Below are 22,983 nucleotides of genomic sequence, written 5' to 3'. Positions count from 1 at the left end.
ACGGACCGCTGCGGTCGTGTCGACGCAGCGGTGGAGGAGCGCGCTCAGGCGAGCGCGCCCTCAGGGGTGTCGTGGATGACGAACACCTTCGCCAGGCCGGTGATCTTGAAGATCTTCAGGAGCCGGTCGGCATTGCACACCAGCTCGAGCGAGCCGTCGTGGGCACGGACCTTCTTCAGCCCGCCGACCAGCACGCCGAGACCGGTGGAGTCGAGGAACTCGACCGCCTGCATGTCGACGACCAGGTGGTAGGTGCCGGCGGCGACGAGCTCGGTGATGGTGTCGCGAAGCTTCGGGGCGGTGTAGACGTCGATCTCGCCACCCACGGCAATGACGGTGCGCCCACCGACCTCGCGCGTCGACAGTGTCAGATTCACGACTTCACCCCGGGATACCTCACCAACGTCTGCAGTGGCACTTATCAAACCATGCCACCCAGGGCGACGCACAGGGAGCGCGGAAACCGCGGAATCCACGCGTTTGAGGCGCGGGATCGCTGGTCGGGGCCCGGTGGGGGTGCCGTCGGGGCCTCGTCGAGGCGTCCTCGAGTGGTCCTCGAGTGGTCCTCGAGTGGTCCTCGAGTGGTCCTCGAGGGGTCCGCGGGCGGATCGCCGGCCTGCCGCGGGGGATTGTGTCGGGCCCGCTTGAGACAATCGGAGCATGACCGCCCAGCCCGATCTGCACCGCCCGGCCGCCGCCGCGCGACGCGATCCGGGCGCCCTCCTCGACCGGCTCACCGCGCTGCCCGGCCGCGCCGACCGGCTGACCCATCGCCGACAGGTGCCGGCCCGCGACGCCGTCCTCGCCGCGTGGCCGGCGTGGGCCGACCCGGCGGTCGTCGCGGCCTACTCCGCGCGCGGCGTCGTCCAGCCCTGGGCCCACCAGGTGGCGGTCGCCGAGGCGGCCCACCGCGGCGAGCACGTCGTCGTCGCGACCGGTACGGCGTCGGGCAAGTCCCTCGCCTACCTGCTGCCCGCCCTCTCCGAGATCCGGGCCGCCCGCGGCCCCCGGGGCCAGCGCGGCGCGGCGGTGCTCTACCTCGCCCCCACCAAGGCGCTGGCCCACGACCAGTGCACGGCGATCCGCAACCTGGGACTCGACGTCCGGGTGGCCACCCACGACGGCGACTCCACCCCCGAGGAGCGGGAGTGGACCCGCGACCACGGCGAGTACGTCCTGTCCAACCCCGACATGCTCCACCGTTCGCTGCTGCCCGGGCACGAGCGGTGGGCGCCCTTCTTCCGCGCGCTGCGCTACGTCGTGATCGACGAGTGCCACCACTACCGCGGTGTCTTCGGCGCCCACGTCGCCCAGATCGTGCGGCGGCTCCGGCGGGTGTGCGCCTCCTACGGCGCCTCCCCCACGTTCATCCTCGCGTCCGCCACCGTCGCCGACCCCGACCTGACCGCGCGCCGGATGACCGGGCTCGCCGTCACGGCCGTGACCGCCGACGGATCGCCCCGCGGCGCGCTCGAGGTGGGGCTGTGGGAGCCGCCGCTCACGTCGTACCAGGGCGAGAACGGCGCGCCCGTCCGCCGTCCCGCCACCGCCGAGACTGCCGACCTGCTCGCCGACCTCGTGGTCGAGGACGTGCGGACCCTCGCCTTCGTCCGGTCCCGCCGCGGCGTCGAGACCGTCGCCCAGCGCGCCGGCGAGCTGGTCGCCGAGGTCGACCCGTCGCTCGCCGGGCGGGTCGACTCCTACCGCGGGGGCTACCTTCCCGAGGAGCGCCGGGCGCTCGAGGACGACCTGCGCAGCGGACGACTCCTCGGCATGGCCGCCACCAACGCGCTCGAGCTCGGCATCGACGTGAGCGGGCTCGACGCGGTGCTGGTCACCGGCTACCCGGGCACGCGCGCGGCCTTCTGGCAGCAGGTGGGCCGGGCCGGGCGCGACGGCGGCGGCGCGCTCGGGATGTTCGTCGCCCGCGACGACCCGCTCGACACCTACCTCGTGCACCATCCCGACGCGCTGCTCGGCCGGCCGGTCGAGGGCACCGTCTTCGACACCGACAACCCCTACATCCTCGGCCCGCACCTGTGCGCCGCCGCGCAGGAGCTGCCGGTCACCGTCGCCGACGCCCCGCTGTTCGGCCCGCGGATGCGGGAGGTCCTCGGCTCGCTGGTCGAGCGCGGGCTGCTCCGCCGCCGCGCGGCCGGCTGGTACTGGACCGACCGCGCCCGCGCCGCCGACCTCGCCGACATCCGCTCCGCCGGCGGCGCGCAGGTCCAGCTCGTCGAGGGCGCGACCGGCCGCGTGGTCGGCACGGTCGACGGAGCCCGCGCCCACAGCACCGCCCACGCGGGCGCGATCTACCTGCACCGCGGCGAGACCTGGCTCGTCGAGTCGCTCGACCTCGACGACAACGTTGCCACGATGCGTCGCGCCGACGTCGATCACACCACCACCGCCCGCGACGTCACCGACATCGAGGTCATCGACGAGCGCGAGGCCGTCGACTGGGGCCCGTGCCGCTTGTCGTTCGGGACGGTCGAGGTCACCAACCAGGTCACGTCGTACCTCCGCCGGCGGCTGCGCACCGGCGAGGTCATCGACGAGACCCCGCTCGACCTGCCCGCCCGGACCCTGTCGACCGCCGCCGTGTGGTGGACCGTGCCCGACGACGTCGTCGTCACGATGCTCGCCGAATCCGGCCTCGACGTCGCCGACCTGCCCGGCGCCGCCCACGCCGCCGAGCACTGCTCGATCGGCCTCCTTCCTCTCTTCGCGACCTGTGATCGCTGGGACATCGGCGGCGTCTCCACCGCCCGCCACCCCGACACCGGGGTGCTCACCGTGTTCGTCCACGACGGCCACCCCGGCGGAGCCGGCTTCGCCGAGCGCGGGTATCGCACCGCTGCCGCCTGGCTCCGCGCCACCCGCGCCACCATCGCCTCCTGCGAGTGCGCCACCGGCTGCCCGTCGTGCATCCAGTCGCCGAAGTGCGGCAACGGCAACGATCCGCTCGACAAGGCCGGAGCCGTCGTCCTGCTCGACGCGCTGCTGCGACACGCGCCTGCGGCGCCGGACATGGCCTAACCTGCGCATCATGCTTCTGCTCGGACTGGTGATCCTGGTGCTCGGCGTACTCGGGCTCGTGCTCAGCTTCTTCGGCGCGAGCATCGACTACAAGCACCGCTCCGCGGAGATCCTGAACTGGGACGTCTCGCCCGGCACCCTCGTCCTGTGGGGTGCCATCTCGACCCTCCTGATCGTCGTCGGCCTGTGGATGATGAAGGTGGGCGTCCGGCAGAGCTGGCAGCGGCGCAAGGAGCACAAGCAGCTCGCTCAGCTGTCCGGCAAGCTCGACGAGGTCGAGCTGGAGCGGCGGCGCGAGGAGCAGGCGCGGCGCGGAGACGACGAGGCCTGAGCCTCGCTCGGCCGCCTTGGCCGGCCGCCTCGCCGGTCGCATAGCGTCACCCGGGACCGGCGCGGGCGGCGGCCGTGAGGTCGTGGACCTGACCCAGCCAGTGCGGGCCGGTGACGACGACCTCGACGAGGACGTCCGCCGACTCGATCCGGCAGCTGCGCAGTCGCGCCCGGTTGGCGGCGGCGACCTGGCCCGCGACGGCGCACGGATCGCGGCCACCGCCTGACGGAGCGGTCGGATCGGCGAGGGACGCCGCGCCGGCCAGGGCGGCCAGGTCGGCGGCGGCCTGCGCGCGGCGATGGGCGACGACCATCGCGCCGACCACCGTGGCCGCGGCACCGACCAGCAGGAGAACGCCGGCCATCGCGATGGTCAGGACCGTCGCCGCGCCCCGCTGGTCGGGCCGGCCGCGGGTCATGGCGCGCCGCCTGGAAGGACTCCGCCGCGGGAGTCACTCGGGGCCTCGGCGAGGGCGACGGACTCGGCGGCGAGAGCGGCACCGGGGAGGGCCGCGAAGATGCCGCCCGGACCGGCGATCCGGCCGGCGGCGCGGACCACGACGCGATCGGAGCTGCGGGCGACGGTGATCCGGACGCCGTCGGGCGCAACCCGCCGCCCCACCCTGAGGGCGTCGGCCTCGGCATCGCCGCGGGCGAGGGCGCGGGCGGTCTCGCGGGCGGCGTCGACGGTGCGGATCTGGGCCACCGCGACGGACAGCAGCCAGAGCAGCCCGGCCGTCACGGCGAGCAGGGTCGGCAGGGCCACGGCGAGCTCGGCGGTCACGGCCCCTCGCTCGTCGCCGCGGCGGGCGTGGCGGGCGCGGTGGGCGGGGCGGGACGACATGGCGGGCACCTAGCCGAGCCCGAGCAGGGCCAGGACGTGGTCGAAGAGCCGGGTGATGAGGCGGTTGCCGAAGCCTCCGGTGAGGAGCTTGAAGAGGAGACCGGCGAAGCCCGCGCCGGCGGCGGTCGCGACGGCGTACTCGGCGGTGGTGACGCCGCGCTCGCCGCGGCTGGTGGTGGTGCGGATGTGGCAGACCATGGATCGCTCCGTTCGTCGGGGCCGCGGGTGCGGCGGGTGAGTCGATCGTGCGTGGCGGGGGCGGTGGAGGCGGTCGGGGTGGGGTGGGGCTGTGGAGGAGGGAAGGGGACGGCAGCGGGGTGTGGATCGAAGGTGGCGGGCGGTGGGACGGGTGGGGCTGATGTTTCAGACGACGGTGGCGGCGAGCGCGACGGCGAGGGGGACGACGCCGAGCAGGAGGAAGGACGGGAGGAGGCACAGGCCGAGGGGTACGGCGGCACGGACCCCGACGGCGCGGGCCCGGGCCTCGACCTCCGCGCGTGCGTGGGCGGCGAGGTCGGTGGCGAGGCGCTCGACGGCGGCGACGATCGGCGCACCGGTCCGGTGGGCGCGGGCGAGGGTGCGGCCGAGCGGGGCGAGATCGGGATCGGCGGCCAGTCCGGTCCAGATGGCGACGGGGTCGCCGCCGAGCTGGAGACGGGCCGCGACCGGAGCCAACCGGTACGACGCCGCGCCCGGCAGCGCGCGGGAGACGTGCTCGATCGCGGCGGCCGGCGCCAGCCCCGCGTGCAGGGCCGCGGCGAGCAGGGTGACGACGTGGGGCAGGTCGCGGCGGACCTCGATCCGGCGACGGCGGACCGCCGCGGGCTCGATCTCGCCGGCGAGGACCCAGACGAAGGTGGCGGCGGTGAGACCCGCAGGCCCGGCCAGCGGCCCGGCCAGGAAGACCGCGGCGCCGGCGCCGGCGAGCAGGGACCAGAGCGGCCGCGCGCGGCGCAGGAGGCCCTCGGCGGCCTCGGGCGCGGGCGCGAGATCGGGCGCGACGGTGGTCGCGGCTGCGGCGCTCGACGGCAGGCGAGGCGGCGTGGCGGCAGCGAGATAGGCGCCGCCCGCGACCAGGCCGGCGACCAGCAGGACCGGGAAGGACAGGACAGCGGGGCTCACGGCGATCACCCGATCCGGTCGACGTTGCGGGCGAGCGCCTCGATCCAGGCGAGGCCGGCATAGCCGAACGCGAGGCCGGCGGCGAGACAGGCCAGGCCGATCGGCTGTCCGAGGAGGAACTGCCAGGGGTCGGCGCCGGCGCTGGAGCCGAGGAGGAGGGCGAGGAGCGGCAGTCCGGCGAGGAGGCGGGCCGTCGCGCGGGCGGACGACAGCTCGCTGGCGACGATGCGACGGGTCTGCTCGGCAGCGCGGAGGTCGGTCGCGACGCGGCCCAGGACGTCGGCGAGGCCGCGGCCGGTGCGGTGGCCGACCTGCCACGCGGCGGCGACGATCCGGAGGGCGTCGGCGCCGGGGAGGGCAGCGAGAGAACGCAGAGCGGCGGGGACGTCGCCGCCGGAGGAGGCGGCCCGAGCGGCCGGGGTGACATCCGGCCATGCGGTGGCGGCGTGGTCGAGGGCGGCGGCGGACGTCTGTCCGGCACTGAGCTCGGCCTGGAGGGCGTCGCAGAGTTCGATGACGCGGCTCCGGACGTCGGCGGCGGCTCGCTCGCGGCGGCGCGCGGCCAGGAGCCCGGGCACGGGAACCCGGCGCCGGCGCGGCCCCGATGCGAGCGTCGAGCCCGGTGCGTCGGCGGGGGCCGGCCCGAGTCGCGGCGCCGGCCCGAGGAGGAGCAGGGCGGCTGTCGTGACGAGGACGACGACGAGGGCGATCACGGGAGCCGCCCGTCGAGTCGCCGGTCGAGCAGCTCGATCAGCTGGCGTGACCCCGGCCCGACGACCAGCTCGCCGGTGGCGGCGAAGGTGGCGGCGGGCTCGGTGTGGACCCAGCCGTCGGCGTCCCGGGTGAGGACGGCGACCTCGCCGAGACGACGGCGTCCGGTCGTGCGGTCGCGGACCAGGTGCAGGACCAGGTCGAGCGCCGAGGCGAGCTGGCTGTGGGCGGCCGCACGGCCGAGGCCGGCGGTGAGCGCGAGCGCCTCGACCCGAGCCGGTACGTCGGCGGCGGAGTTGGCGTGGAGCGTCCCGCAGCCGCCCTCGTGGCCGGTGTTCATCGCCGCCATCAGGTCGACGACGGCGGCGTCGCGGACCTCGCCGACGACCAGCCGGTCGGGGCGCATCCGCAGCGCCTGAGCGACGAGGTCGCGCAGCACGACCGCCCCGGCGCCCTCGAGGTTGGCCGGGCGCGCCTCGAGTCCCACCACCTGGGGATGGTCGGGGCGGAGCTCGGCGGCGTCCTCGACCACGACGATCCGCTCGGCGGGATCGACCTCGGCGAGCAGGGCGGACAGCAGCGTGGTCTTGCCGGTGCCGGTGCCGCCGGTGACCAGGAAGGCCAGGCGGGCGGCGACGACCTGGCGGAGCAGCTCGCATCCGTCGTGGGTGAGCGCGTCGACGGCGTGCAGCTCGGCGAGCGAGTAGCCGCCCCTGCGCGGGACGCGCAGCGAGATGGCGGTCCCCGGATGGGCCAACGGGGCGAGGACGGCGTGGCAGCGGGTTCCGTCGGGCAGCCGCACGTCGGCGTAGGGCGCCGCGTCGTCGAGCCGGCGCCCACCGCTCGCGACCAGGCGCTGGGCGAGGCGGCGGCACCGCTCCTCGGAGTCGAGCACCACGTCGCTCACCTCGAGCCCGCGACCGCGGTCGAAGCGGACGGGGCCCGGGCCGTTGACGAGGACGTCGGTGACGTCGGGCATCCGGAGCAGCGGCTCGAGCGGACCGGCGCCGACGACGTCGCGGCGCAGCGCCTCGTAGACCGCGAGCACGGTCGCGTCGCCGACAGGCCGGCCTGCCGCGCGCAGCGCCTCGGCGACCCGGTGGGGGCTGAGGGCGCCCGGCGTGGTGGACAGCCGCGCCCGGACCTCCTCGACCAGCTCGCCTTCGGGCGGCGCCATCATGCCGCCACCTCGCCCGAGCCGCCCGAGCCGCCCGAGCCGCCCGAGCCGCCCGAGCCGCCCGAGCCGCCCGAGCCGCCCACGCCGTCCGGGCGAGCGTCGAGCACGCTCGCGGTCGCCCGCGCGAGCGGACCCCGCGTCGAGCGCAGCGGCCCGATCCCGAGGTCGACGGCCTCGGCGAGCCCGCGCTGGTCGCGCATCTGGGCGAGCACGGGCAGCCCGACGGCACGCATGACGTCGGCGGCGTCGAACGCCTCGCCGCGCAGCACCACGCCGACGTCGGCGTGGGACGCGAAGCGGGCGCCCATCCGGGCCGCGCCAGCCACTCCGACGACGCTCGCCACGGTGGCGACGAGCAGCAGGTCGCAGCGGGCGGCGACCTCGTCGACGAGCGGGTCGGGTGAGCGCGGCAGGTCGACGACGACCACGTGGTGCCCGCGCCGGGCGGCGGAGAGCACGTCGCGGACCGCGAAGGCCTGGAGCGTCGGCATCCGTCCGTCGACGTGCCAGGACAGCACGCCCAGGCCGCCCCGCCGCGGCAGCGCCTCGCGGAGGGCCCGCGCCGACAGGCGTCCGTTGGTCTGGGCGAGCGCGTCCCAGCGGAAGCCCTCGTGGCGCTCCATGCCGAGCATCCGGTCGAGGCCGGGCCCCTGCGGGTCGCAGTCGACGACGACGGCCGTTCCGGAGCGGGCCGCCCACTGGCCGAGCGCGCACGCAAACGTGGTCGCGCCGGCTCCGCCGCTGCCGCCGATCACCCCGATCACGCGTCCGCGGTCGGGCAGCCGCTCGGTCAGGTCGGCGAGCTGCTCGATCAGCCAGCCCGACGCGCCGGGCAGCTCGACCACCTGCTCCGCGCCGAGGGTCAGCGTCGTACGGAACAGGTCGTCGGGCGCGCGGCCGCGGGTGACGACGAACGCGTGGGGTCGCGTCTCCGGCGCGACCCGCGCCATCAGCTCGGCCTGATCGGCACCCACCAGCACCAGCGGGGCACGGCTCCAGGTCACCAGCGCGGTCAACGGGTCACGGGCGATCGTCGGCGCGACGTCGGCCGCGGCGGCGAGCGGGAGCAGCTCGGCGAGCAGGGCGTCATCAGCGGTCACCACCAGGGGCGGCACGTCCGCGGGCGAGGCGTGCCGGGAGCGAGAGGAGTCGGAAGGTCGGTTGCGGGTCATGACCACCTTCTCGCCGCGGCCCGGCAACGCCACGCTCACGACCGGAGCGGCTGTGGAGAGGACGGCCGGAAAGGCCGCCTGTGCACCACTCCTGGACAGTCCTGCAACAGGAGACACCTACGATGTCCGCATGGCCCCCGCGGGTACGCCGCCGACCGCTGCGTTCTTCGACCTCGACAAGACGATCATCGCCAAGTCGAGCGTGCTGGCCTTCAGCAAGCCCTTCCAGGCCGGCGGCCTGATCTCGCGGCGCGCGGTGCTGCGCTCGGCGTACGCCCAGTTCGTCTTCATGATCGGCGGCGCCGACCATGACCAGGTCGAGAAGATGCGGCAGTTCATGTCCCAGCTCTGCGCCGGCTGGGACGTCGCCACGGTCCGCGAGATCGTCGCCGACACGCTGCACAATGTCGTCGACCCGCTCGTGTACGACGAGGCGGTCCGGCTGATCGAGGAGCACCACGCCGCGGGCCGCGACGTCGTCATCGTCTCGACGTCCGGCAGCGAGGTGGTCGAGCCGATCGGCGCACTGCTCGGCGCCGACCGCGTGGTCGCGACCCGGCTGAAGGCCGAGGACGGCCGCTACACCGGCGAGATCGAGTACTACGCCTACGCCGAGGAGAAGGCCCATGCGATCCGGGCGCTGGCCGAGAGCGAGGGCTACGACCTCGCGAACAGCTATGGCTACTCCGACTCGGTGACCGACGTCCCCATGCTGGAGGCGGTCGGGCATCCCCATGCGGTCAACCCCGACAAGGAGCTGCGCAAGATCGCGGCCGCGAAGGGCTGGCCGGTGCTGGTGTTCACCCGCCCGGTGGCGCTGCAGTCGCGCCTGCACCTGCCGCCGCCGAAGCCGACGCTCGCGGCGCTCGCCGTCGGAGGCGTGGTGGCGGTCGGCGCCGCGGTCTGGGTCGGCGTACGCCGCCGCGGCCTCAGCGCCTGAGCCCAAGACCACCGCCGGAGACCGTTGTCCCGCGCAACTCGGGACACGGGACCCACGACGACGGGACGCGCGGCCGACCACGGTGGCGTCGTGAACCTCCTGACCCGCCTCACCGTGCTCGCCACGGCGACCGCCGCGACGCTGCCGGTCGTGCTGTCGGCCGACCCCGGCTCGGCCCACGCGACCGCGAAGGCACTCCCCGACCTCACCGCCCTGAGCGTCACCGCCGACCGGACCACGGTCGCCGAGGGCGGCCTGATCAACGTCCGGCACCGCGTCGCCAACCGGGGCAAGGCCCGCGCGGCCGCCTCGACGACGCGCTTCTACCTGACCCGTGACGTCGCCGGCAGCCAGGCCGCACGCAAGGTCTCGACGAGCAACCCGCGCAGTGCGCCGGCCGACATCCTGCTCATCGGCTCCCGCGCGATGCCGAGGCTCAAGCCGAGGGCGAAGAGCAAGACCGCATCCGTCGGCGTCGGTGTCCCGGTCGGCACCGCACCGGGCGTCTACCGGCTGCTCGCGTGCGCCGACGACCGCGGCGTCGTCCGCGAGAAGACCGAGTACGACGACTGCACGCCCGCCCCGACGGCGATCCGCGTCACGGCGGCGCCGGGCACCGACAGCATGCAGATGCCGTCGTACGCCGACACCTCCCCGTGGCTGCCGACCGAGCAGCTCTCGCTCGTCTCCATCAGGAGCATGTGCCGCCGGACCGTCCCCGCGCAGGCGATGACCCCGGCCACCGCGATCGCCCGCCTGAAGGCGGCGCTCACCGCCGCGGGCGGACGCGACGTCCTTGCCCGGCTGGCGCGCTCCGGCCTCACCGACGACGCCGCCGAGGCGCAGCAGCTCGCCACCCAGGGCCTGCTGCGCAGCTCTCCCGGCCTCGCGCTCGCCGGCCTGCTCCGCGCCCACGACCTCGAGCCGCGCATCGGCAACCACCTGATCAACGCGGCCGCCGTCGCGGTCGGGATGGGCCGCCCCAACGAGGCGCTCGCGCTGCTCGACGGCGCGGTGCCGCTCGACCTGCGGCGCGGCGCGATGGGCATCAACCCGCAGTACGACGCCCTGGTGGTGCGCGGCGAGGCACTGGTCATGACCGGCCGTCCCACCCTTGCCCGGCCGCTGTTCCAGGCCGTTCGCGTCGCCGAGCCGCGGCTCAGCGAGGCCGACGCCGGACTCGCCACCGTCGAGGCGTGCAGCGGCAAGGACGCCCTCGCCGCCCGGTACGTCCGTCGTTCCCGGCAGCGCGACCAGCGCCCCAAGCCGGCCGCCGAGGACCCGACCAAGCCCGAGCCGACCCGGCCCGCGCCCGACCTCGACCTCTCGCACGGCAGGAGCACGCAGCTGCGACCGGTCACCGTCCCCGACACCCCGTCGGACGGTGTCTTCCTGGCGCCGACGTACCAGGCCATCGACCAGGGCTTCCAGGGCGAGGTCCAGGCAACCCTCGACCAGAGCGACCAGCTGCAGGCGCGCCTCGACGGCACCGACGACCTGCTCACCCAGGCCGAGCGCGACCGCCGCGACGCGATCATCGCCGACAGCGCGATGGCGCTCGACACCCCGCAGCTCGACGATCTCGAGCAGCGCCTGACCACGAAGATCAAGCTGATGGCGGGCCTGCGCGACGAGTTCTTCGGCGGCCCCGGGCACGAGCAGGACGCGACCGTGCTGCAGCTCTCGAACGAGTCCGTCGAGGCCTGCCGGGGCGTGCCGGACTCCGAGTCCTGCTACCAGCAGACGATGACGAGCAAGTGCCGTCCCGCACTGAGCCGCGCCCACGCCCAGTGGCGGGGGCTGCTCGGGGAGGCCCACAGCGTCGGCGAGGAGTACGTCGCCCTGGCCTCGCGCCGCGTGTCGGCGTACGCCAGCAATCTGGCGGACGACGCCGCGCACGACCTGGCCCTGCTGCAGGTGACGGAGCTGGAGCGGATCACCTACTCCCGCATCGTCGCGGCCGCGATGGTCTTCACCGGTCTGGAGAAGACGTGGGCGCAGACCTGCGTGATCGAGCCGGATCCCGCGCCGGAGCCGGAGATTCCGGGTGTTCCGAAGCCCGCGTCCGAGGGCCCGTGCCCGGAGCTGCTGCGGACGACGACGTTCACCCTCGAGCTCGGGGTGTCGAAGCTGAAGGTCAACTGCGACAAGATCACCCAGTCCTTCAGCCAGGACGCCATCCCGTGGCTGTCGTCCTTCCAGGACCTGACGTGGGACCTGCGGACCGGACAGTTCACCGCATTCGCCGGCGCCAAGGGCCAGGTCAAGATCGGCGGCTTCCTCGACCTGAGCTTCAAGTCGGGCATCTACCTCACCAGCGACGGCCACGGCGGCATCAAGGACGTCGGCTGGCGGGTGGGTCCGTCGGCCCGCGTCACGCAGGGGATCGCGGACTATCTGGTGAAGAAGGACGAGATCGACATCTCGTTCCTGGCGCCCTTCCGTACGACGCCCTGAGGGCCGGCGGCGCCCAACCGCTCAGCGTTCCCCTGCCTTCGGCAAAAGACAAGCCTTGAAGGTGGCCTGGGACCGGCGTAGAAAGGACGCAAGAACAAAAAAGCAACACGTGTTCCCGGTACCCACGCGGCGATCCACCCTTCCTAACAGGGCGCTGACACTCCGGAAGATGTCCGGGGCAGCAATTGACGGTGCACGCCTGGTAGCCATGGTTCACGTGTCAGCGGTGGCACCCGAGACTCCTCTGTGGGCTCGGGTGCCACCTGCATTTGCCCCTGGTTTTCGGGCTTCTGAGCTATTCGGCGTCGCGCACCAGCGGGCTCGCCTCGGCCGCCGCGGCGTACGCCTCGGTCGCGTACAGCAGCCAGGCGTGCATGCCGGCCGGTCCACCGCTCGCCCAGCCGCGCAGGTTGGACTCGTACTGCGGGCGCAACGCCAGGTGCGCCGCCTCCGGTACGACGAGCGACTTCTCGTCGACGCCCTTGGTGGCGAGCAGCAGCCGCTCGGCGGCACGCGCGACGATGCCGTTGTGGGAGCCGAACGGCGCCGCGGTGATCAGCTCGGCGTGGACGACGGCCGCGACGGCGAGCGCCGGGGCCTCGGTGGGCGCGGTGATCAGCTCGGCGATGCCCCGCAGCTTGGCGGCGGACTCACCGTCGCGCGGGCGGCCCAGCAGCTCGTCGGGCAGGGTGCCACGGGCGGCGACGGTGTGCAGCCGGGCCAGCGCCTGCAGCGGCTGGCGCCGAAGGACGGGGACCAGCGCGAGCAGCTCGGTCGCCAGCCGGACGGCGTCCGCCGCGATCTCGTCGCCCTCACCCGCGCGGACCTCGGCGAGCGTCGACGCGGAGCCCTCCAGGACGGCGCTCGCCTGGGCGCCGCGCAGCAGCGACTCGGCAGTCAGCTCGGGGCTGGTCCGGCGCAGGCCGCGATCGCGCAGCACCACGTCGATGCCGTCGCGGGCGCCGGCGAAGCCGGACGGGACGCCCTCGAGGGAGACGAGCCAGGCGTGGGGGTCGGTGGTCACGAGGGCAGCCTAGAAGGGTAGAAAGGTAGAACGATTCGGGGGTGGAAGGTAGATTGGTGGCCAGGAGGAAGCGATGAGCCTGAACATCAAGAACCCGCACGTCCACGAGCTGGCCCGGCAGGCCGCGCGGGTGACCGGCAAGACCCAGACCGGCGCGATCGAGGAGGCGCTCGAGCGGCTGCTGGCGGCGTACGGCGCCGACCCGGTGGAGGCCGATCGGCTGCGGCGTGCCGAGAAGCTCCGTGCGATCGCGATCCGCTGGGAGGACCTGCCGGAGATCGAGGGCGACGACCGCATCCGCTCCGTGGAAGACCTCTACGACCCCGAGACCGGCCTGCCCCGGTGATCGTCGACACCTCGGCGCTGATCGCGATCGTGCGCAACGAGCCCGAGCGCGACGAGTTCATCGCCCGGCTGACCGAATCGTCGGCGCGCATCTCAGCGGCCAACTGGTTCGAGGCCACGATGGTCGCCGACGGCTCGGGCGGCCCCAACGGCGGCAGGAACCTCGACGAGATCGTCGAGACCGCCCGCATCACCATCGAGCCGGTCACCGAGGCCCACGCCCGCGCCGCCCGGATCGCCTTCCGCCGCTACGGACGCGGGTCCGGATCACCCGCCCGGCTCAACTTCGCCGACTGCGTCGCCTATGCGCTCAGCGCGACGTCGGGCGAGCCGCTGCTGTTCAAGGGCGACGACTTCGTCCACACCGACGTGCTGCGCGTGCGCTGACCCGCACGTTCCCCCGTCTTCACGCGCGGGCAACCTGCGCGTGCCTCCGCGATCCGAGGCGCGGCGCGCCGTACCCTCGGCGGTGATGGCTACCGACTCCACCTCCAGCGCGTCCGCCGGCGCCACGCCCGGTCTGTCCTTCGGCAGTGTCGCCGAGGCGTACGACCGCGGCCGGCCGGGCTACCCGCGCGAGGCCGTGGAGTGGCTGCTGGGTGACGAGCCGCTCGCGGTCCTCGAGCTCGGCGCCGGCACCGGCAAGCTGACCGAGCACCTGGTCGCGCTGGGCCACGACGTCCACGCCACCGATCCCGACCCGCGGATGCTCGACCGGCTCGGCACCCGGCTGCCCGAGCTGCGCGTCTCGCAGACGTCGGCGGAGGAGATCCCCGCGGCCGACGCGAGCTTCGACGTCGTCGTGGTGGGCGACGCGATGGAGTGGTTCGACCACGACAAGGCGCTGCCGGAGATCGCGCGGGTGCTCAAGCGCGGCGGGTCGCTGGCGCTGATCCGCAACGTCCGCGACGAGCGGATCCCGTGGGTCAAGCGGCTCGGCAACCTGATCGGCCACCACACCGCCGGCGAGGGCATCGGCGAGGAGATCGACTCCTCGCCGTACTTCGGGCCGGCCGAGGACGCCTCCTTCAAGCAGTGGCAGGTCATCGACCGCGCGTCCGTGCAGGACCTGGTCCGCTCCCTGCCCGACGTCGCGGGCCTCGAGCGCACCGCGCAGGAGTCGCGGATCCGCGAGGTGCTCGCGTTCTACGACGACTTCGGTCGCGGCATGGACGGCATGCAGCTGCCCTATGTCACCGAGTGCTTCCGCGCGGTCGTCGGGATCCAGCCCAGGACGCCGCGCCCGGAGCCGACCCCGGCGCCCGAGGCGAGCGACGACACCCCGGAGACCGGCGCCGAGCACGACGCCGAGGAGTACGTCGGCGAGCCCACCGTCCCGGTCGCGCTCGCTCCCGCCGCCGAGCCGCCGGCCGACGACGACACCGGCATGCTGCTCATCGACTTCCGCTGATCCCGCCGGGCCGACCCGGCGACCTCGGCGGAAAACCCTGTGGCTTGGGCATGATGGGCCCATGCGGACCGACCGGCTGTGGCGACGGGGCCGGCTCGGGAGCGAGGCCGACCGGGCGGCCTTCCGGGCGCTGCACCAGGCGTCGCTGGCGGCGCCGGCGCTGCGCGAGGGGCTGACGACGAGCAGCGCGGAGCGCGCCGTACGGCATCTGCGCAACCTGCTGGGGACGCCGGCGGTGGCGATCACCGACACCGAGTCGGTCCTGGCGTGGGACGGGCTGGGGCAGCATCACGTCGACCAGGCGGCGGCCGTCGGGTTGCTGGCGATCGAGCGCGGCAGCACACGCACCGTCGACCGCGGACAGCTCGGCTGCACGACCAACGGATGCCCGATCCGCACCGGCGTGGTGAGTCCGTTGGTCGTCGAGGGGCGGGTGCTCGGCACCGTGCAGGCGTTCGCGCCGACGCCGACCGCGGGGCTGGTCCGGGCGACCGAGGAGGTCGCGGAGTGGGTGTCGGGGCAACTCGAGCTGGCCGAGCTCGACGCCCACCGCAACCGGATGATCGAGGCCGAGGTGCGGGCGCTGCGGGCGCAGATCAGTCCGCACTTCGTCTACAACTCGCTCAACGCGATCGCCAGCTTCGTCCGCACCGACCCCGACCGCGCGCGCGAGCTGCTGCTCGAGTTCGCCGACTTCACCCGCTACTCCTTCCGGCGCCACGGCGAGTTCACGACGCTCGCCGAGGAGCTGCGCTCGATCGAGCGCTACCTGCTGCTGGAGCAGGCGCGCTTCGGCGACCGCCTCCAGGTGACGCTCAACATCGCGCCGGAGGTGCTGCCGGTGGTGGTGCCCTTCCTGTGCATCCAGCCGCTCGTCGAGAACGCCGTACGCCACGGCCTCGAGAGCGTCGACCAGACCGGCCACCTGACGATCCTCGCCCACGACCGCGGCCACGAGGCGGTCCTCGAGGTCGAGGACAACGGCGTCGGCGAGGATCCCGAGAAGGTACGGCGTGCCCTCGCCGGCGACGCCGCCCTCGACTCGGTCGGCCTCGGCAACGTGGACGCCCGGCTGCGCGCGACCTTCGGCGACGACTACGGTCTCGTCGTGGAGACCGCTCCGGGTGCCGGCACCAAGGTGATCGTGCGCGTGCCGAAGTTCGCGCCGGGAGTGACCGCATGACGCCCACGAGCGGGCTGCGGGTGCTGGTCGTCGACGACGAGCGGCCGGCGCTCGACGAGCTGACCTACCTGCTCGGCGCCGACGACCGGATCGGCGAGGTGATCGCCTGTCAGTCCGCGACCGACGGGCTGCGGATCCTGCGCGAGCGCGAGGTCGACTGCGTCTTCCTCGACATCCAGATGCCCGGCCTGAGCGGGCTCGAGCTGGCCGAGGTGCTGGGCCGCTTCAAGCAGCCGCCGCCGGTCGTCTTCGTGACCGCGCACGAGCAGCACGCCGTCGACGCCTTCGACCTGCGCGCGGTCGACTACGTCCTCAAGCCGGTGCGGCCCGAACGCCTCGCCGAAGCCGTACGACGCGTCCTCGGCGGCGCCACCCCGCCCGCTGCCGCGGCCGACACCCAGGTCGCGGTGGAGCGCGGCGGCGTCACCCGGTTCGTCGACCGCGGCGACATCACCCACGTGGAGGCCCAGGGCGACTACGCCCGGCTGCACACGACCGGCGGCGAGGCCTATCTGGTGCGGGTCCCGCTCACGACGCTCGAGGAGGAGTGGGCGCCCGCGGGCTTCCACCGGATCCACCGGTCCCTGCTGGTGGCGCTCGCCCACGTCACCGAGGTCCGCACCGAGGCGGGCCGCACGTCGGTCCGGGTCGGCGACCTCGAGCTGCCGGTGAGCCGCCGCCACACCCGCGGGCTGCGCGACGTCCTCGTCCGGCGGGCCCGCGCGGGCTCATGACCGAGCGGGTGCGGGTCACCGGACCACCGCGGCACACCGCCGCGGGGCGTCCGGCGAGCCGGCGCGGCGACGTCCACGAGCAGACCGCGCTCGGCGACGTCTTCCTCAGCTCGCTGCTGCGCGAGCAGCTCGGCCTGGCCGCGCGGGTGCTCGGCGTCCTCGCCGTCACCCTCGGCGCGGTGCCGGTCGCCTTCCACCTGTGGCCGGGGCTGGCGGACCTGCGACCGCTCGGGATCCCGTTGCCGTGGCTGCTGCTCGGCGTCCTGGTCCACCCGTTCCTGCTGCTGCTCGCGTGGCGCTACGTCCGCCGGGCCGAGCGCAACGAGCAGGTGTTCGCCGATCTGGTCGACAGCACCGAGGACGCGACCTGATGGACCGCTCCGACGTCCCCGGACTGGTGGCGGTCACTCTCGTCACCCTGGTGACGCTGGCGATCGGCACGTGGGGGCTGCGCTTCTCGCGCACCACGAGCGACTTCTTCGTCGCCTCGCGCACGGTGCGCCCGGGGCTCAACGCCTCCGCGATCGGCGGCGAGTACCTCTCCGCCGCATCCTTCCTCGGCATCGCCGGACTGCTGCTCGTCGGCGGCGCCGACATGCTCTGGTACCCGGTCGGCTGGACCGCCGGCTATCTGGTCCTCCTCGTCCTGGTCGCCGCTCCCCTGCGCCGCTCCGGCGCCTACACGCTGCCCGACTTCGCCGAGGCCCGGCTCGGGTCGCGGACCGTGCGCGCCGCCTGCTCGCTGCTCGTCGTCGGCATCGGCTGGCTCTACCTGATCCCGCAGTTCGAGGGCGCCGGCATCACCCTGCGCTCGGCGATCGGCGCACCGGACTGGGTCGGCTCGCTCGTCGTCGCGGTCGTCGTCCTCGCCAATGTCACCTCCGGCGGGATGCGGTCGGTGACCTTCGTGCAGGCCTTCCAGTACTGGCTCAAGCTGACCGCGCTGCTCGTCCCCGCCGCCGTCCTCGTCGCCGTCTGGTGGGGCGACGGCCGACCACACGGGACGGTCGGCGGCACGCACTGGTCGACGCCGGTGGCCGACGGGAGCGGCGGGATCGGCCTCTACACGACGTACTCGCTGATCGCGGCGCTCTTCCTCGGAACGATGGGGCTGCCGCACGTGGTGGTGCGCTTCTACACGAACCCCGACGGCCGCGCCGCCCGTCGCACGACGGTCGTGGTGCTCGGCCTGCTCGGCCTCTTCTACCTGTGGCCGCCGGTCTATGCCGCGCTCGGCCGCGTGTACGGCGGGCGGCTGGCCGCCGAGGGACGCTCCGACGTCCTGGTCCTCGAGCTTCCGCGCCTGATGATCGACGGCGTCGGCGGCGACGTCCTCACCGGACTCGTCACGGCCGGCGCCTTCGCCGCCTTCCTCTCTACCTCCTCGGGCCTGGCGATCGCGGTGTCCGGGGTCATCACCCAGGACGTCACCAGCCGACTGGTCAGCGAGCAGCGCGGGGTCGCGGCGTTCCGGCTTGCCGCGGTGGCGGCGGTCGTGATCCCCGTCCTGGCGGCGCTCCTGGTGCAGAACGTCGGCGTCGCGCAGTCGGTCGGGCTGGCGTTCGCGGTGGCCGCGTCGACCTTCTGCCCGCTGCTCGTGCTCGGCATCTGGTGGCCGCGACTGACCGACGCCGGCGCGCTGGCCGGACTCGCCGCGGGCGGCCTCGGCGCCGGCGGCGCGGCGATCGCGACGCTGGCCGGCTACCTGCCCGGCGGCTGGGCAGGAGCGCTGCTGGGCCAGCCGGCGGCATGGAGCGCGCCGCTCGCCGTCCTCGTCATGGTGACGGTGTCGCTCGCGACGGCGCACCGGCAACCGGCGCACGCGCGCCGGTTCCTGGTGCGCCTGCACACGCCGGAGTCGCTGAGTCGCTGAGTCGCTGACATGACAGCACCTGTCGCACTAGGTTGTCGCGATGAGCACCCCCGATCCCGTCACCGCCGTCCCCCGCAAGCGCCGGAGGGTCGCCGCGATCGCCGCCGGCTCGCTCGGCATCGTGGCCGTCGTGGGCGGCGGCGCGTGGGCGTGGCAGCAGTGGATGGGTCAGGGGCCGCAGGCCGCCGAGGTGCTCCCGGGCGACACCCTGGCCTATGTCGGCCTCGACCTCGACCCGCCCGGCGGGCAGAAGCTGGCAGCGTACGACACGCTGCGCCGGTTCCCCAGCCTCGAGAAGCAGCTCGGGATCGGCAGCCAGGACGACCTGCGCCGCGCGGTGATCGACAAGGTGAGCGACGACAGCGGCTGCGACATCGGCCTCGACGACATCGAGCCGTGGGCGGGCGACCGCGCCGCGCTGGCCGTCGTACCGCAGGGCAAGCCGGAGGCCGTCGTCGTCGTCCAGGCGTCCGACACCGGCAAGGCCGAGCGTGGCCTCGACGACATCATCGCGAAGTGCGACGGGGACCTCGGCTACGCGACCGGCGACGGATGGGTCGTGCTCGCCCGCAACGAGAAGGTCGCGCAGCGGGTGGTCGCCGACGGCCGGAAGCGGTCGCTCTCCGACGACACCGACTTCCAGGAGCTGACCGGCGCGGCCGGCGACCCCGGCGTGATCACCCTGTACGCCGCACCGGAGGCCGGCAAGGCTGCGCTGAAGGCGATCGGCGACGACCCCTTCCTGCTGTTCTTCCTGCCCAGCATGTTCTCGTGGACCGATCCGCTCGGCGGGTTCACCGGCTTCCTGGCCACGGTGCCGAGCTCCCTCGCGGAGGGGGAGCCGAGCGGCGAGATGGAGGCGATGCCGCAGCAGACGCCCGAGGAGAAGGCCCTCTTCGCGCGGATGGAGAAGTACGACCAGCTCACGCCCGCCGAGCAGGCCCAGCTCGACAAGGACTGGGAGGCCTACTTCAACAAGCAGACGGACGGCGGCCCGGCTCTCGACGACGACTCCTTCGACCTCGAGGTGCCGAAGGAGCTGCGGCGCCGGCTCGAGGCGTTCTCCGGCATCGGCGGCGTGGCCCGCTTCGACGACGGCAACCTCGAGCTGGAGGTGATCGGCGACCCGATGCTGGCCTCGCCCACCGACCGGTACGACGGCGACGACGCGCTCGACGTCCTCGCCGACCTGCCGGACGACGTGGCCGCGGCGTTCGGCGGCCGGTTCGCCGAAGGATGGGCGGAGCGCTCGCTCGGCGAGGGCTTCTTCGGCGGGGAGACCTCACCGAAGGAGATGGCGAAGTCCCTCGAGAAGGCGACCGGCCTGACCCTGGCCGACCTGGAGACCCTCGGCGGCGACCGGTTCGCGATCGTGGCCGGCCCCGGCCTGGCCGACACCTTCACCGGCCACGGCGACCAGGTGCCGGTGGCGATCCGGATCGCCGGCGACGCCGACGCGATCGAGAAGGCGCTCGACAAGCTGCGGGCCGCGCTCGGCACGAAGGACGCGGCGCACGTGATCTCGCGGAAGGTCGACGGCGGCATCGTGATCGGGGCCGACCAGGACTTCGTCGACGAGGTGGCCGAGCCCGCGAAGCGGCTCGGCGACAGCGACCGGTTCCGGGGCGCCGTACCGGACGCGAAGGGCGCGACGACCATCACCTACGTCGACTTCGACGCCGGCGACTGGCTGAAGCGGATCACCGCGGGCGACCTGAAGGCGTCCGACGTGGCGCCGCTGGCCACCGCCGGGCTCGCCATGACGCGCGAAGGCGACCGGGAGCGGATGGTGCTCCGGGTCGCCTTCGACCGCTGACCTGACGGTCTCACCCGGCGAATCGGTCGCGAATTCGCCGAAATCACAGCAGTTCTGCCGGGTGAGACGGTCGACCGGCCCCGTTGCTCAGCCGTGGCTCAGCCGTTGAACTCGGCCGGGTGGGGGCCGGTGCGGCCGTCCCGCTCCAGGCCGTCGATCGCAGCCAGGTCGCCGTCGGTCAGCTCGAACCCGAAGACGTCGAGGTTGACGGCGATGCGCGACGGCGTGACCGACTTCGGGATCACCACGCGGCCCTGCTGGAGGTGCCAGCGCAGCACGACCTGGGCCGGGGTCCGGCCGAGGCGCTCGGCGATCGCGGTGATCGCCGGGTCGGCGAGGACGGCGCCCTGGGCGAGCGGGCTCCACGCCTCGGTGACGATGCCGTGCGCGTCGTCGGCGGCGATCACGTCGCGCTGCTGGAGCGCGGGGTGCAGCTCGACCTGGTTGACGGCCGGAACGGTGCCGCCGAGGTCGGTGATCCGGCGCAGCTGCTCGGGCAGGAAGTTGGAGACGCCGATGGCGCGGACGCGGTCGTCGGCGTACAGCTTCTCGAGGCCGGCCCACGCGTCGAGGTAGCGGTCGTTGGCCGGCGCCGGCCAGTGGATCAGGTAGAGGTCGACGTGGTCGAGACCGAGCCGCTCGAGGCTGGCGTCGTACGCCGCGACGGCGTCGGCGTGGTCGCTGTTCCAGAGCTTGGTGGTGACGAACAGCTCGTCGCGGGCGAGGCCCGACGCGGCGAGGGCGCGGCCGACGCCCTCCTCGTTGCCGTAGATCGACGCGGTGTCGATGCTGCGGTATCCCGCCTCGAGCGCGGCGCTGACCGCCGCCTCGGTCTCGTCGTTCGGGACCTGGAAGACGCCGTAGCCCAGCTGGGGCATGACGACGCCGTTGTTGAGGGTGAGGTGCTGCACGCGGTGCTCCTTGGTTCGGGGCTCAGGCCGCGGCGGGCGCCGGGGCGAGGACGACGGGGGTGCTGCTGAGCTCGCCGCCGCGGGCCTTGGCGGCCACGACGAGGACGACCACACTCAGCGCGGTGATGGCGGCGCCGGCCCACAGCGGGGAGGTGTAGCCGAGACCGGCCGCGAGGGTGAGGCCGCCGAGCCAGGCGCCGAGGGCGTTGCCGACGTTGAAGGCGGCGATATTGGCGCCCGAGGCGAGGGTCGGCGCGCGGTCGGCGTAGTGCATGACCCGCATCTGCAGGCCGGGGACGGTCGCGAACCCGACCGCGCCCATGAGCACCAGCGCCACGATCGTGGCCGGCTTGCTGCTCGCGGTCAGCGCGAAGGCGGCGAGGACGACGGTCAACGCGGTGAGGACGACGAGCAGCGTGCGGACCAGGTTGCGGTCGGCCGCGCGGCCGCCGAGCAGGTTGCCGGCGAAGAGGCCGACGCCGAACAGGACGAGCAGCCACGGCACGGCGCCCGCCCCGAAGCCGCTGACCTCGGTGAGCGTGAACGCGATGTAGGTGAACCCGCCGAACATGCCGCCGTACCCGAGCACGGTGAGGACGATCGACAGCCACACCTGTGGGCTGCGGAAGGCGGCGAGCTCGGTGCGCGGGCTCGTCGTACCGGCGGCGTCGGCGGCCCGCGCGGTCGGCACCAGCGCGGCGATCCCGACGAAGGCCGCCACGCCGATGACGGTGATCGCCCAGAACGTCGAGCGCCAGCCGGCCGCCTGGCCGAGCAGGGTGCCGAGCGGGACGCCGAGGACGTTGGCGAGGGTCAGCCCACCGAACATGAACGCGATCGCGCTGGCCTTGCGGTCGGGCGCGACGAGCTGGGCCGCGACGACCGAGCCGATGCCGAAGAAGGCGCCGTGGCACAGGGCCGCGATGACCCGGCCGACCATCATCGTCGGATAGTCCGGCGCGATGGCGGAGACCAGGTTGCCGAGGATGAACAGGACCATCAGGCCCAGCAGCGCGGTCTTGCGCGGCACCCGGGTGAGGGCGAGGGTCAGGCCGACAGCGCCGACCGCGACGCTGAGCGCGTAGCCGGAGATCAGGTAGCCGGCGGTGGTCTCGGAGACGGCGAAGTCGGTCGCGACCTCGGGCAGCAGGCCCATGATCACGAACTCCGTCAGGCCGATCCCGAAGCCCCCGATGGCGAGGGCGAGCAGTGCGACAGGCATGAGTGGTGCGCTCCTGAAAGGAATGGCGTGTGACGATAGTCAGCGTCTGCATTAGTTGCACACGCTTCGTATTGATAGTTGCACACGCGCACTACCTGCGCAAGTCGGGTATGCTGGGGGCGGTCGGGAACGGTCGTACCGGACGAACGGGTCGCGAAACCGGCCGTGGGGCGACCGAAGCGTCCGGTACGACGCACAACCAGGAGGAGGCACGCGATGGGCATCGCCGACGACGCCGTCGAGATCCGCACGCAGGGCTGGCGCACGCTGGCCGCCGTCCACGGGATGATCGAGGCCGCGCTCGACAAGGCGCTGCAGCGCGAGCACGAGCTGTCGATCGTCGAGTACACGGTCCTCGACGCGCTCAGCCGCCAGGACGGCTGGCACATGCGGATGCAGCAGCTGTCCCGCGCCGCCGCGCTCTCCGCGTCGGCGACCACGCGCCTGGTCACCCGCCTCGAGAACCGCGGCCTGCTCACCCGGATCCTGTGCGCCGACGACCGGCGCGGCATCTACACCGAGCTCACGCCCGCCGGCCGGGCGCTGCTGACGAAGGCGCGCCCGCTCCACGACGAGGTCCTGCGCACGACGCTCGAGGAGGCGCGTGAGGTGCCCGAGCTGGCCGGGCTGGTCAACTTCGTCAGCTCGGTCGCGGCGAGCTGACGGCCGGCG

Annotated in this window: 24 protein-coding genes; 13 read left to right on the top strand and 11 right to left on the bottom strand. The window is 73.9% G+C overall.

Going from position 1 to position 22,983, the window contains the following annotated elements:
- Positions 1 to 44: 44 nt before the first annotated feature.
- Positions 45 to 377, bottom strand: coding sequence for an STAS domain-containing protein (locus AB4880_RS21730; RefSeq protein WP_367921303.1), 333 nt, complete (start codon positions 375 to 377; stop codon positions 45 to 47).
- Between the two features lie 283 nt (positions 378 to 660).
- Here AB4880_RS21730 and AB4880_RS21725 point away from each other — a divergent pair, with 283 nt between their 5' ends.
- Positions 661 to 3,039 (top strand): DEAD/DEAH box helicase, encoded by a 2,379-nt coding sequence (locus AB4880_RS21725; RefSeq protein ID WP_367921302.1) that lies wholly within the window; start codon positions 661 to 663, stop codon positions 3,037 to 3,039.
- A 10-nt stretch (positions 3,040 to 3,049) separates the two neighbouring features.
- Positions 3,050 to 3,370: a hypothetical protein gene (locus AB4880_RS21720; protein WP_367921301.1), complete on the top strand. Its 321-nt coding sequence runs from the start codon at positions 3,050 to 3,052 to the stop codon at positions 3,368 to 3,370.
- 46 nt (positions 3,371 to 3,416) lie between these two features.
- Here AB4880_RS21720 and AB4880_RS21715 read toward each other — a convergent pair whose 3' ends face one another.
- The 7 genes from AB4880_RS21715 to ssd form a co-directional block, all read right to left on the bottom strand.
- The gene (locus AB4880_RS21715; protein ID WP_367921300.1) at positions 3,417 to 3,788 is read right to left on the bottom strand and encodes an Rv3654c family TadE-like protein; all 372 of its coding nucleotides are present in this window, start codon (positions 3,786 to 3,788) and stop codon (positions 3,417 to 3,419) included.
- The gene (locus AB4880_RS21710) at positions 3,785 to 4,213 is read right to left on the bottom strand and encodes a TadE family type IV pilus minor pilin (protein WP_367921299.1); all 429 of its coding nucleotides are present in this window, start codon (positions 4,211 to 4,213) and stop codon (positions 3,785 to 3,787) included. The genes AB4880_RS21715 and AB4880_RS21710 overlap by 4 nt, the downstream gene beginning before the upstream one ends.
- Before the next feature lie 9 nt (positions 4,214 to 4,222).
- Complete coding sequence (locus AB4880_RS21705; RefSeq protein ID WP_367921298.1) at positions 4,223 to 4,411, bottom strand: DUF4244 domain-containing protein; 189 nt, start codon at positions 4,409 to 4,411, stop codon at positions 4,223 to 4,225.
- 165 nt (positions 4,412 to 4,576) lie between these two features.
- A complete protein-coding gene (locus AB4880_RS21700) occupies positions 4,577 to 5,335 on the bottom strand; it encodes a type II secretion system F family protein (protein ID WP_367921297.1) in 759 nt (252 codons plus the stop codon).
- A 5-nt stretch (positions 5,336 to 5,340) separates the two neighbouring features.
- Positions 5,341 to 6,048 carry a type II secretion system F family protein gene (locus tag AB4880_RS21695; RefSeq protein ID WP_367921296.1) on the bottom strand — a complete coding sequence of 236 codons (708 nt, stop codon included), beginning with the start codon at positions 6,046 to 6,048 and terminating at the stop codon, positions 5,341 to 5,343.
- Positions 6,045 to 7,226 (bottom strand): TadA family conjugal transfer-associated ATPase, encoded by a 1,182-nt coding sequence (locus tag AB4880_RS21690; protein WP_379227942.1) that lies wholly within the window; start codon positions 7,224 to 7,226, stop codon positions 6,045 to 6,047. The genes AB4880_RS21695 and AB4880_RS21690 overlap by 4 nt, the downstream gene beginning before the upstream one ends.
- A complete protein-coding gene (gene ssd / locus AB4880_RS21685; RefSeq protein WP_367921295.1) occupies positions 7,223 to 8,395 on the bottom strand; it encodes a septum site-determining protein Ssd in 1,173 nt (390 codons plus the stop codon). Before ssd ends, AB4880_RS21690 begins: the two co-directional genes overlap by 4 nt.
- Positions 8,396 to 8,525: 130 nt before the next feature.
- On the opposite strand from ssd, the gene AB4880_RS21680 reads away from it, so the two are divergent.
- Together AB4880_RS21680 and AB4880_RS21675 are read left to right on the top strand one after the other, a co-directional pair.
- Positions 8,526 to 9,335, top strand: a complete 810-nt coding sequence (locus AB4880_RS21680) for an HAD family hydrolase (RefSeq protein ID WP_367921294.1) — start codon at positions 8,526 to 8,528, stop codon at positions 9,333 to 9,335.
- A gap of 90 nt (positions 9,336 to 9,425) precedes the next feature.
- Positions 9,426 to 11,792 carry a CARDB domain-containing protein gene (locus AB4880_RS21675; protein WP_367921293.1) on the top strand — a complete coding sequence of 789 codons (2,367 nt, stop codon included), beginning with the start codon at positions 9,426 to 9,428 and terminating at the stop codon, positions 11,790 to 11,792.
- A 295-nt stretch (positions 11,793 to 12,087) separates the two neighbouring features.
- On the opposite strand, the gene AB4880_RS21670 is transcribed toward AB4880_RS21675, so the two are convergent.
- The gene (locus tag AB4880_RS21670) at positions 12,088 to 12,816 is read right to left on the bottom strand and encodes a Fic family protein (RefSeq protein ID WP_367921292.1); all 729 of its coding nucleotides are present in this window, start codon (positions 12,814 to 12,816) and stop codon (positions 12,088 to 12,090) included.
- A 73-nt stretch (positions 12,817 to 12,889) separates the two neighbouring features.
- Between AB4880_RS21670 and AB4880_RS21665 the strand changes: the two genes are divergently transcribed.
- The 8 genes from AB4880_RS21665 (at position 12,890) to AB4880_RS21630 (ending at position 20,178) form a co-directional block, all read left to right on the top strand.
- Positions 12,890 to 13,162 (top strand): type II toxin-antitoxin system VapB family antitoxin, encoded by a 273-nt coding sequence (locus tag AB4880_RS21665; RefSeq protein ID WP_367921291.1) that lies wholly within the window; start codon positions 12,890 to 12,892, stop codon positions 13,160 to 13,162.
- On the top strand, positions 13,159 to 13,548 hold the full coding sequence (locus AB4880_RS21660; protein ID WP_367921290.1) for a type II toxin-antitoxin system VapC family toxin: 390 nt from the start codon (positions 13,159 to 13,161) through the stop codon (positions 13,546 to 13,548). Before AB4880_RS21665 ends, AB4880_RS21660 begins: the two co-directional genes overlap by 4 nt.
- 85 nt (positions 13,549 to 13,633) lie before the next feature.
- The gene (locus AB4880_RS21655; protein ID WP_367921289.1) at positions 13,634 to 14,572 is read left to right on the top strand and encodes a class I SAM-dependent methyltransferase; all 939 of its coding nucleotides are present in this window, start codon (positions 13,634 to 13,636) and stop codon (positions 14,570 to 14,572) included.
- Positions 14,573 to 14,633: 61 nt separating this feature from the next.
- Positions 14,634 to 15,755, top strand: a complete 1,122-nt coding sequence (locus AB4880_RS21650; RefSeq protein WP_367921288.1) for a sensor histidine kinase — start codon at positions 14,634 to 14,636, stop codon at positions 15,753 to 15,755.
- Complete coding sequence (locus AB4880_RS21645; protein WP_367921287.1) at positions 15,752 to 16,489, top strand: LytR/AlgR family response regulator transcription factor; 738 nt, start codon at positions 15,752 to 15,754, stop codon at positions 16,487 to 16,489. The genes AB4880_RS21650 and AB4880_RS21645 overlap by 4 nt, the downstream gene beginning before the upstream one ends.
- Complete coding sequence (locus AB4880_RS21640; protein ID WP_367921286.1) at positions 16,486 to 16,860, top strand: hypothetical protein; 375 nt, start codon at positions 16,486 to 16,488, stop codon at positions 16,858 to 16,860. Before AB4880_RS21645 ends, AB4880_RS21640 begins: the two co-directional genes overlap by 4 nt.
- The gene (locus AB4880_RS21635) at positions 16,860 to 18,362 is read left to right on the top strand and encodes a sodium/solute symporter (protein ID WP_367921285.1); all 1,503 of its coding nucleotides are present in this window, start codon (positions 16,860 to 16,862) and stop codon (positions 18,360 to 18,362) included. The genes AB4880_RS21640 and AB4880_RS21635 overlap by 1 nt, the downstream gene beginning before the upstream one ends.
- Positions 18,363 to 18,402: 40 nt before the next feature.
- A complete protein-coding gene (locus AB4880_RS21630) occupies positions 18,403 to 20,178 on the top strand; it encodes a DUF3352 domain-containing protein (protein WP_367921284.1) in 1,776 nt (591 codons plus the stop codon).
- A 98-nt stretch (positions 20,179 to 20,276) separates the two neighbouring features.
- Here AB4880_RS21630 and AB4880_RS21625 read toward each other — a convergent pair whose 3' ends face one another.
- Positions 20,277 to 21,056, bottom strand: coding sequence for an aldo/keto reductase (locus AB4880_RS21625; RefSeq protein ID WP_367921341.1), 780 nt, complete (start codon positions 21,054 to 21,056; stop codon positions 20,277 to 20,279).
- Positions 21,057 to 21,111: 55 nt separating this feature from the next.
- A complete protein-coding gene (locus tag AB4880_RS21620; RefSeq protein ID WP_367921283.1) occupies positions 21,112 to 22,311 on the bottom strand; it encodes an MFS transporter in 1,200 nt (399 codons plus the stop codon).
- 216 nt (positions 22,312 to 22,527) lie between these two features.
- On the opposite strand from AB4880_RS21620, the gene AB4880_RS21615 reads away from it, so the two are divergent.
- On the top strand, positions 22,528 to 22,974 hold the full coding sequence (locus tag AB4880_RS21615; RefSeq protein ID WP_367921282.1) for a MarR family winged helix-turn-helix transcriptional regulator: 447 nt from the start codon (positions 22,528 to 22,530) through the stop codon (positions 22,972 to 22,974).
- Positions 22,975 to 22,983 lie beyond the last annotated feature (9 nt).

Origin of the sequence: Nocardioides ginsengisoli (genome assembly GCF_039537225.1) — a bacterium.
GTDB lineage: Bacteria > Actinomycetota > Actinomycetes > Propionibacteriales > Nocardioidaceae > Nocardioides > Nocardioides ginsengisoli.
This window is presented reverse-complemented; position numbering and strand designations above follow the sequence as displayed.

Bases quoted from the DNA above. Each gene is read 5' to 3' on its own strand.
- ssd (WP_367921295.1), bottom strand. From the start codon at position 8,395: ATGACCCGCAACCGACCTTCCGACTCCTCTCGCTCCCGGCACGCCTCG.
- AB4880_RS21645 (WP_367921287.1), top strand. From the start codon at position 15,752: ATGACGCCCACGAGCGGGCTGCGGGTGCTGGTCGTCGACGACGAGCGG.
- AB4880_RS21655 (WP_367921289.1), top strand. From the start codon at position 13,634: ATGGCTACCGACTCCACCTCCAGCGCGTCCGCCGGCGCCACGCCCGGT.
- AB4880_RS21710 (WP_367921299.1), bottom strand. From the start codon at position 4,213: ATGTCGTCCCGCCCCGCCCACCGCGCCCGCCACGCCCGCCGCGGCGAC.
- AB4880_RS21715 (WP_367921300.1), bottom strand. From the start codon at position 3,788: ATGACCCGCGGCCGGCCCGACCAGCGGGGCGCGGCGACGGTCCTGACC.
- AB4880_RS21640 (WP_367921286.1), top strand. From the start codon at position 16,486: ATGACCGAGCGGGTGCGGGTCACCGGACCACCGCGGCACACCGCCGCG.
- AB4880_RS21620 (WP_367921283.1), bottom strand. From the start codon at position 22,311: ATGCCTGTCGCACTGCTCGCCCTCGCCATCGGGGGCTTCGGGATCGGC.
- AB4880_RS21705 (WP_367921298.1), bottom strand. From the start codon at position 4,411: ATGGTCTGCCACATCCGCACCACCACCAGCCGCGGCGAGCGCGGCGTC.
- AB4880_RS21725 (WP_367921302.1), top strand. From the start codon at position 661: ATGACCGCCCAGCCCGATCTGCACCGCCCGGCCGCCGCCGCGCGACGC.
- AB4880_RS21650 (WP_367921288.1), top strand. From the start codon at position 14,634: ATGCGGACCGACCGGCTGTGGCGACGGGGCCGGCTCGGGAGCGAGGCC.
- AB4880_RS21680 (WP_367921294.1), top strand. From the start codon at position 8,526: ATGGCCCCCGCGGGTACGCCGCCGACCGCTGCGTTCTTCGACCTCGAC.
- AB4880_RS21720 (WP_367921301.1), top strand. From the start codon at position 3,050: ATGCTTCTGCTCGGACTGGTGATCCTGGTGCTCGGCGTACTCGGGCTC.
- AB4880_RS21630 (WP_367921284.1), top strand. From the start codon at position 18,403: ATGAGCACCCCCGATCCCGTCACCGCCGTCCCCCGCAAGCGCCGGAGG.
- AB4880_RS21625 (WP_367921341.1), bottom strand. From the start codon at position 21,056: ATGCCCCAGCTGGGCTACGGCGTCTTCCAGGTCCCGAACGACGAGACC.
- AB4880_RS21665 (WP_367921291.1), top strand. From the start codon at position 12,890: ATGAGCCTGAACATCAAGAACCCGCACGTCCACGAGCTGGCCCGGCAG.
- AB4880_RS21690 (WP_379227942.1), bottom strand. From the start codon at position 7,226: ATGATGGCGCCGCCCGAAGGCGAGCTGGTCGAGGAGGTCCGGGCGCGG.
- AB4880_RS21615 (WP_367921282.1), top strand. From the start codon at position 22,528: ATGGGCATCGCCGACGACGCCGTCGAGATCCGCACGCAGGGCTGGCGC.
- AB4880_RS21635 (WP_367921285.1), top strand. From the start codon at position 16,860: ATGGACCGCTCCGACGTCCCCGGACTGGTGGCGGTCACTCTCGTCACC.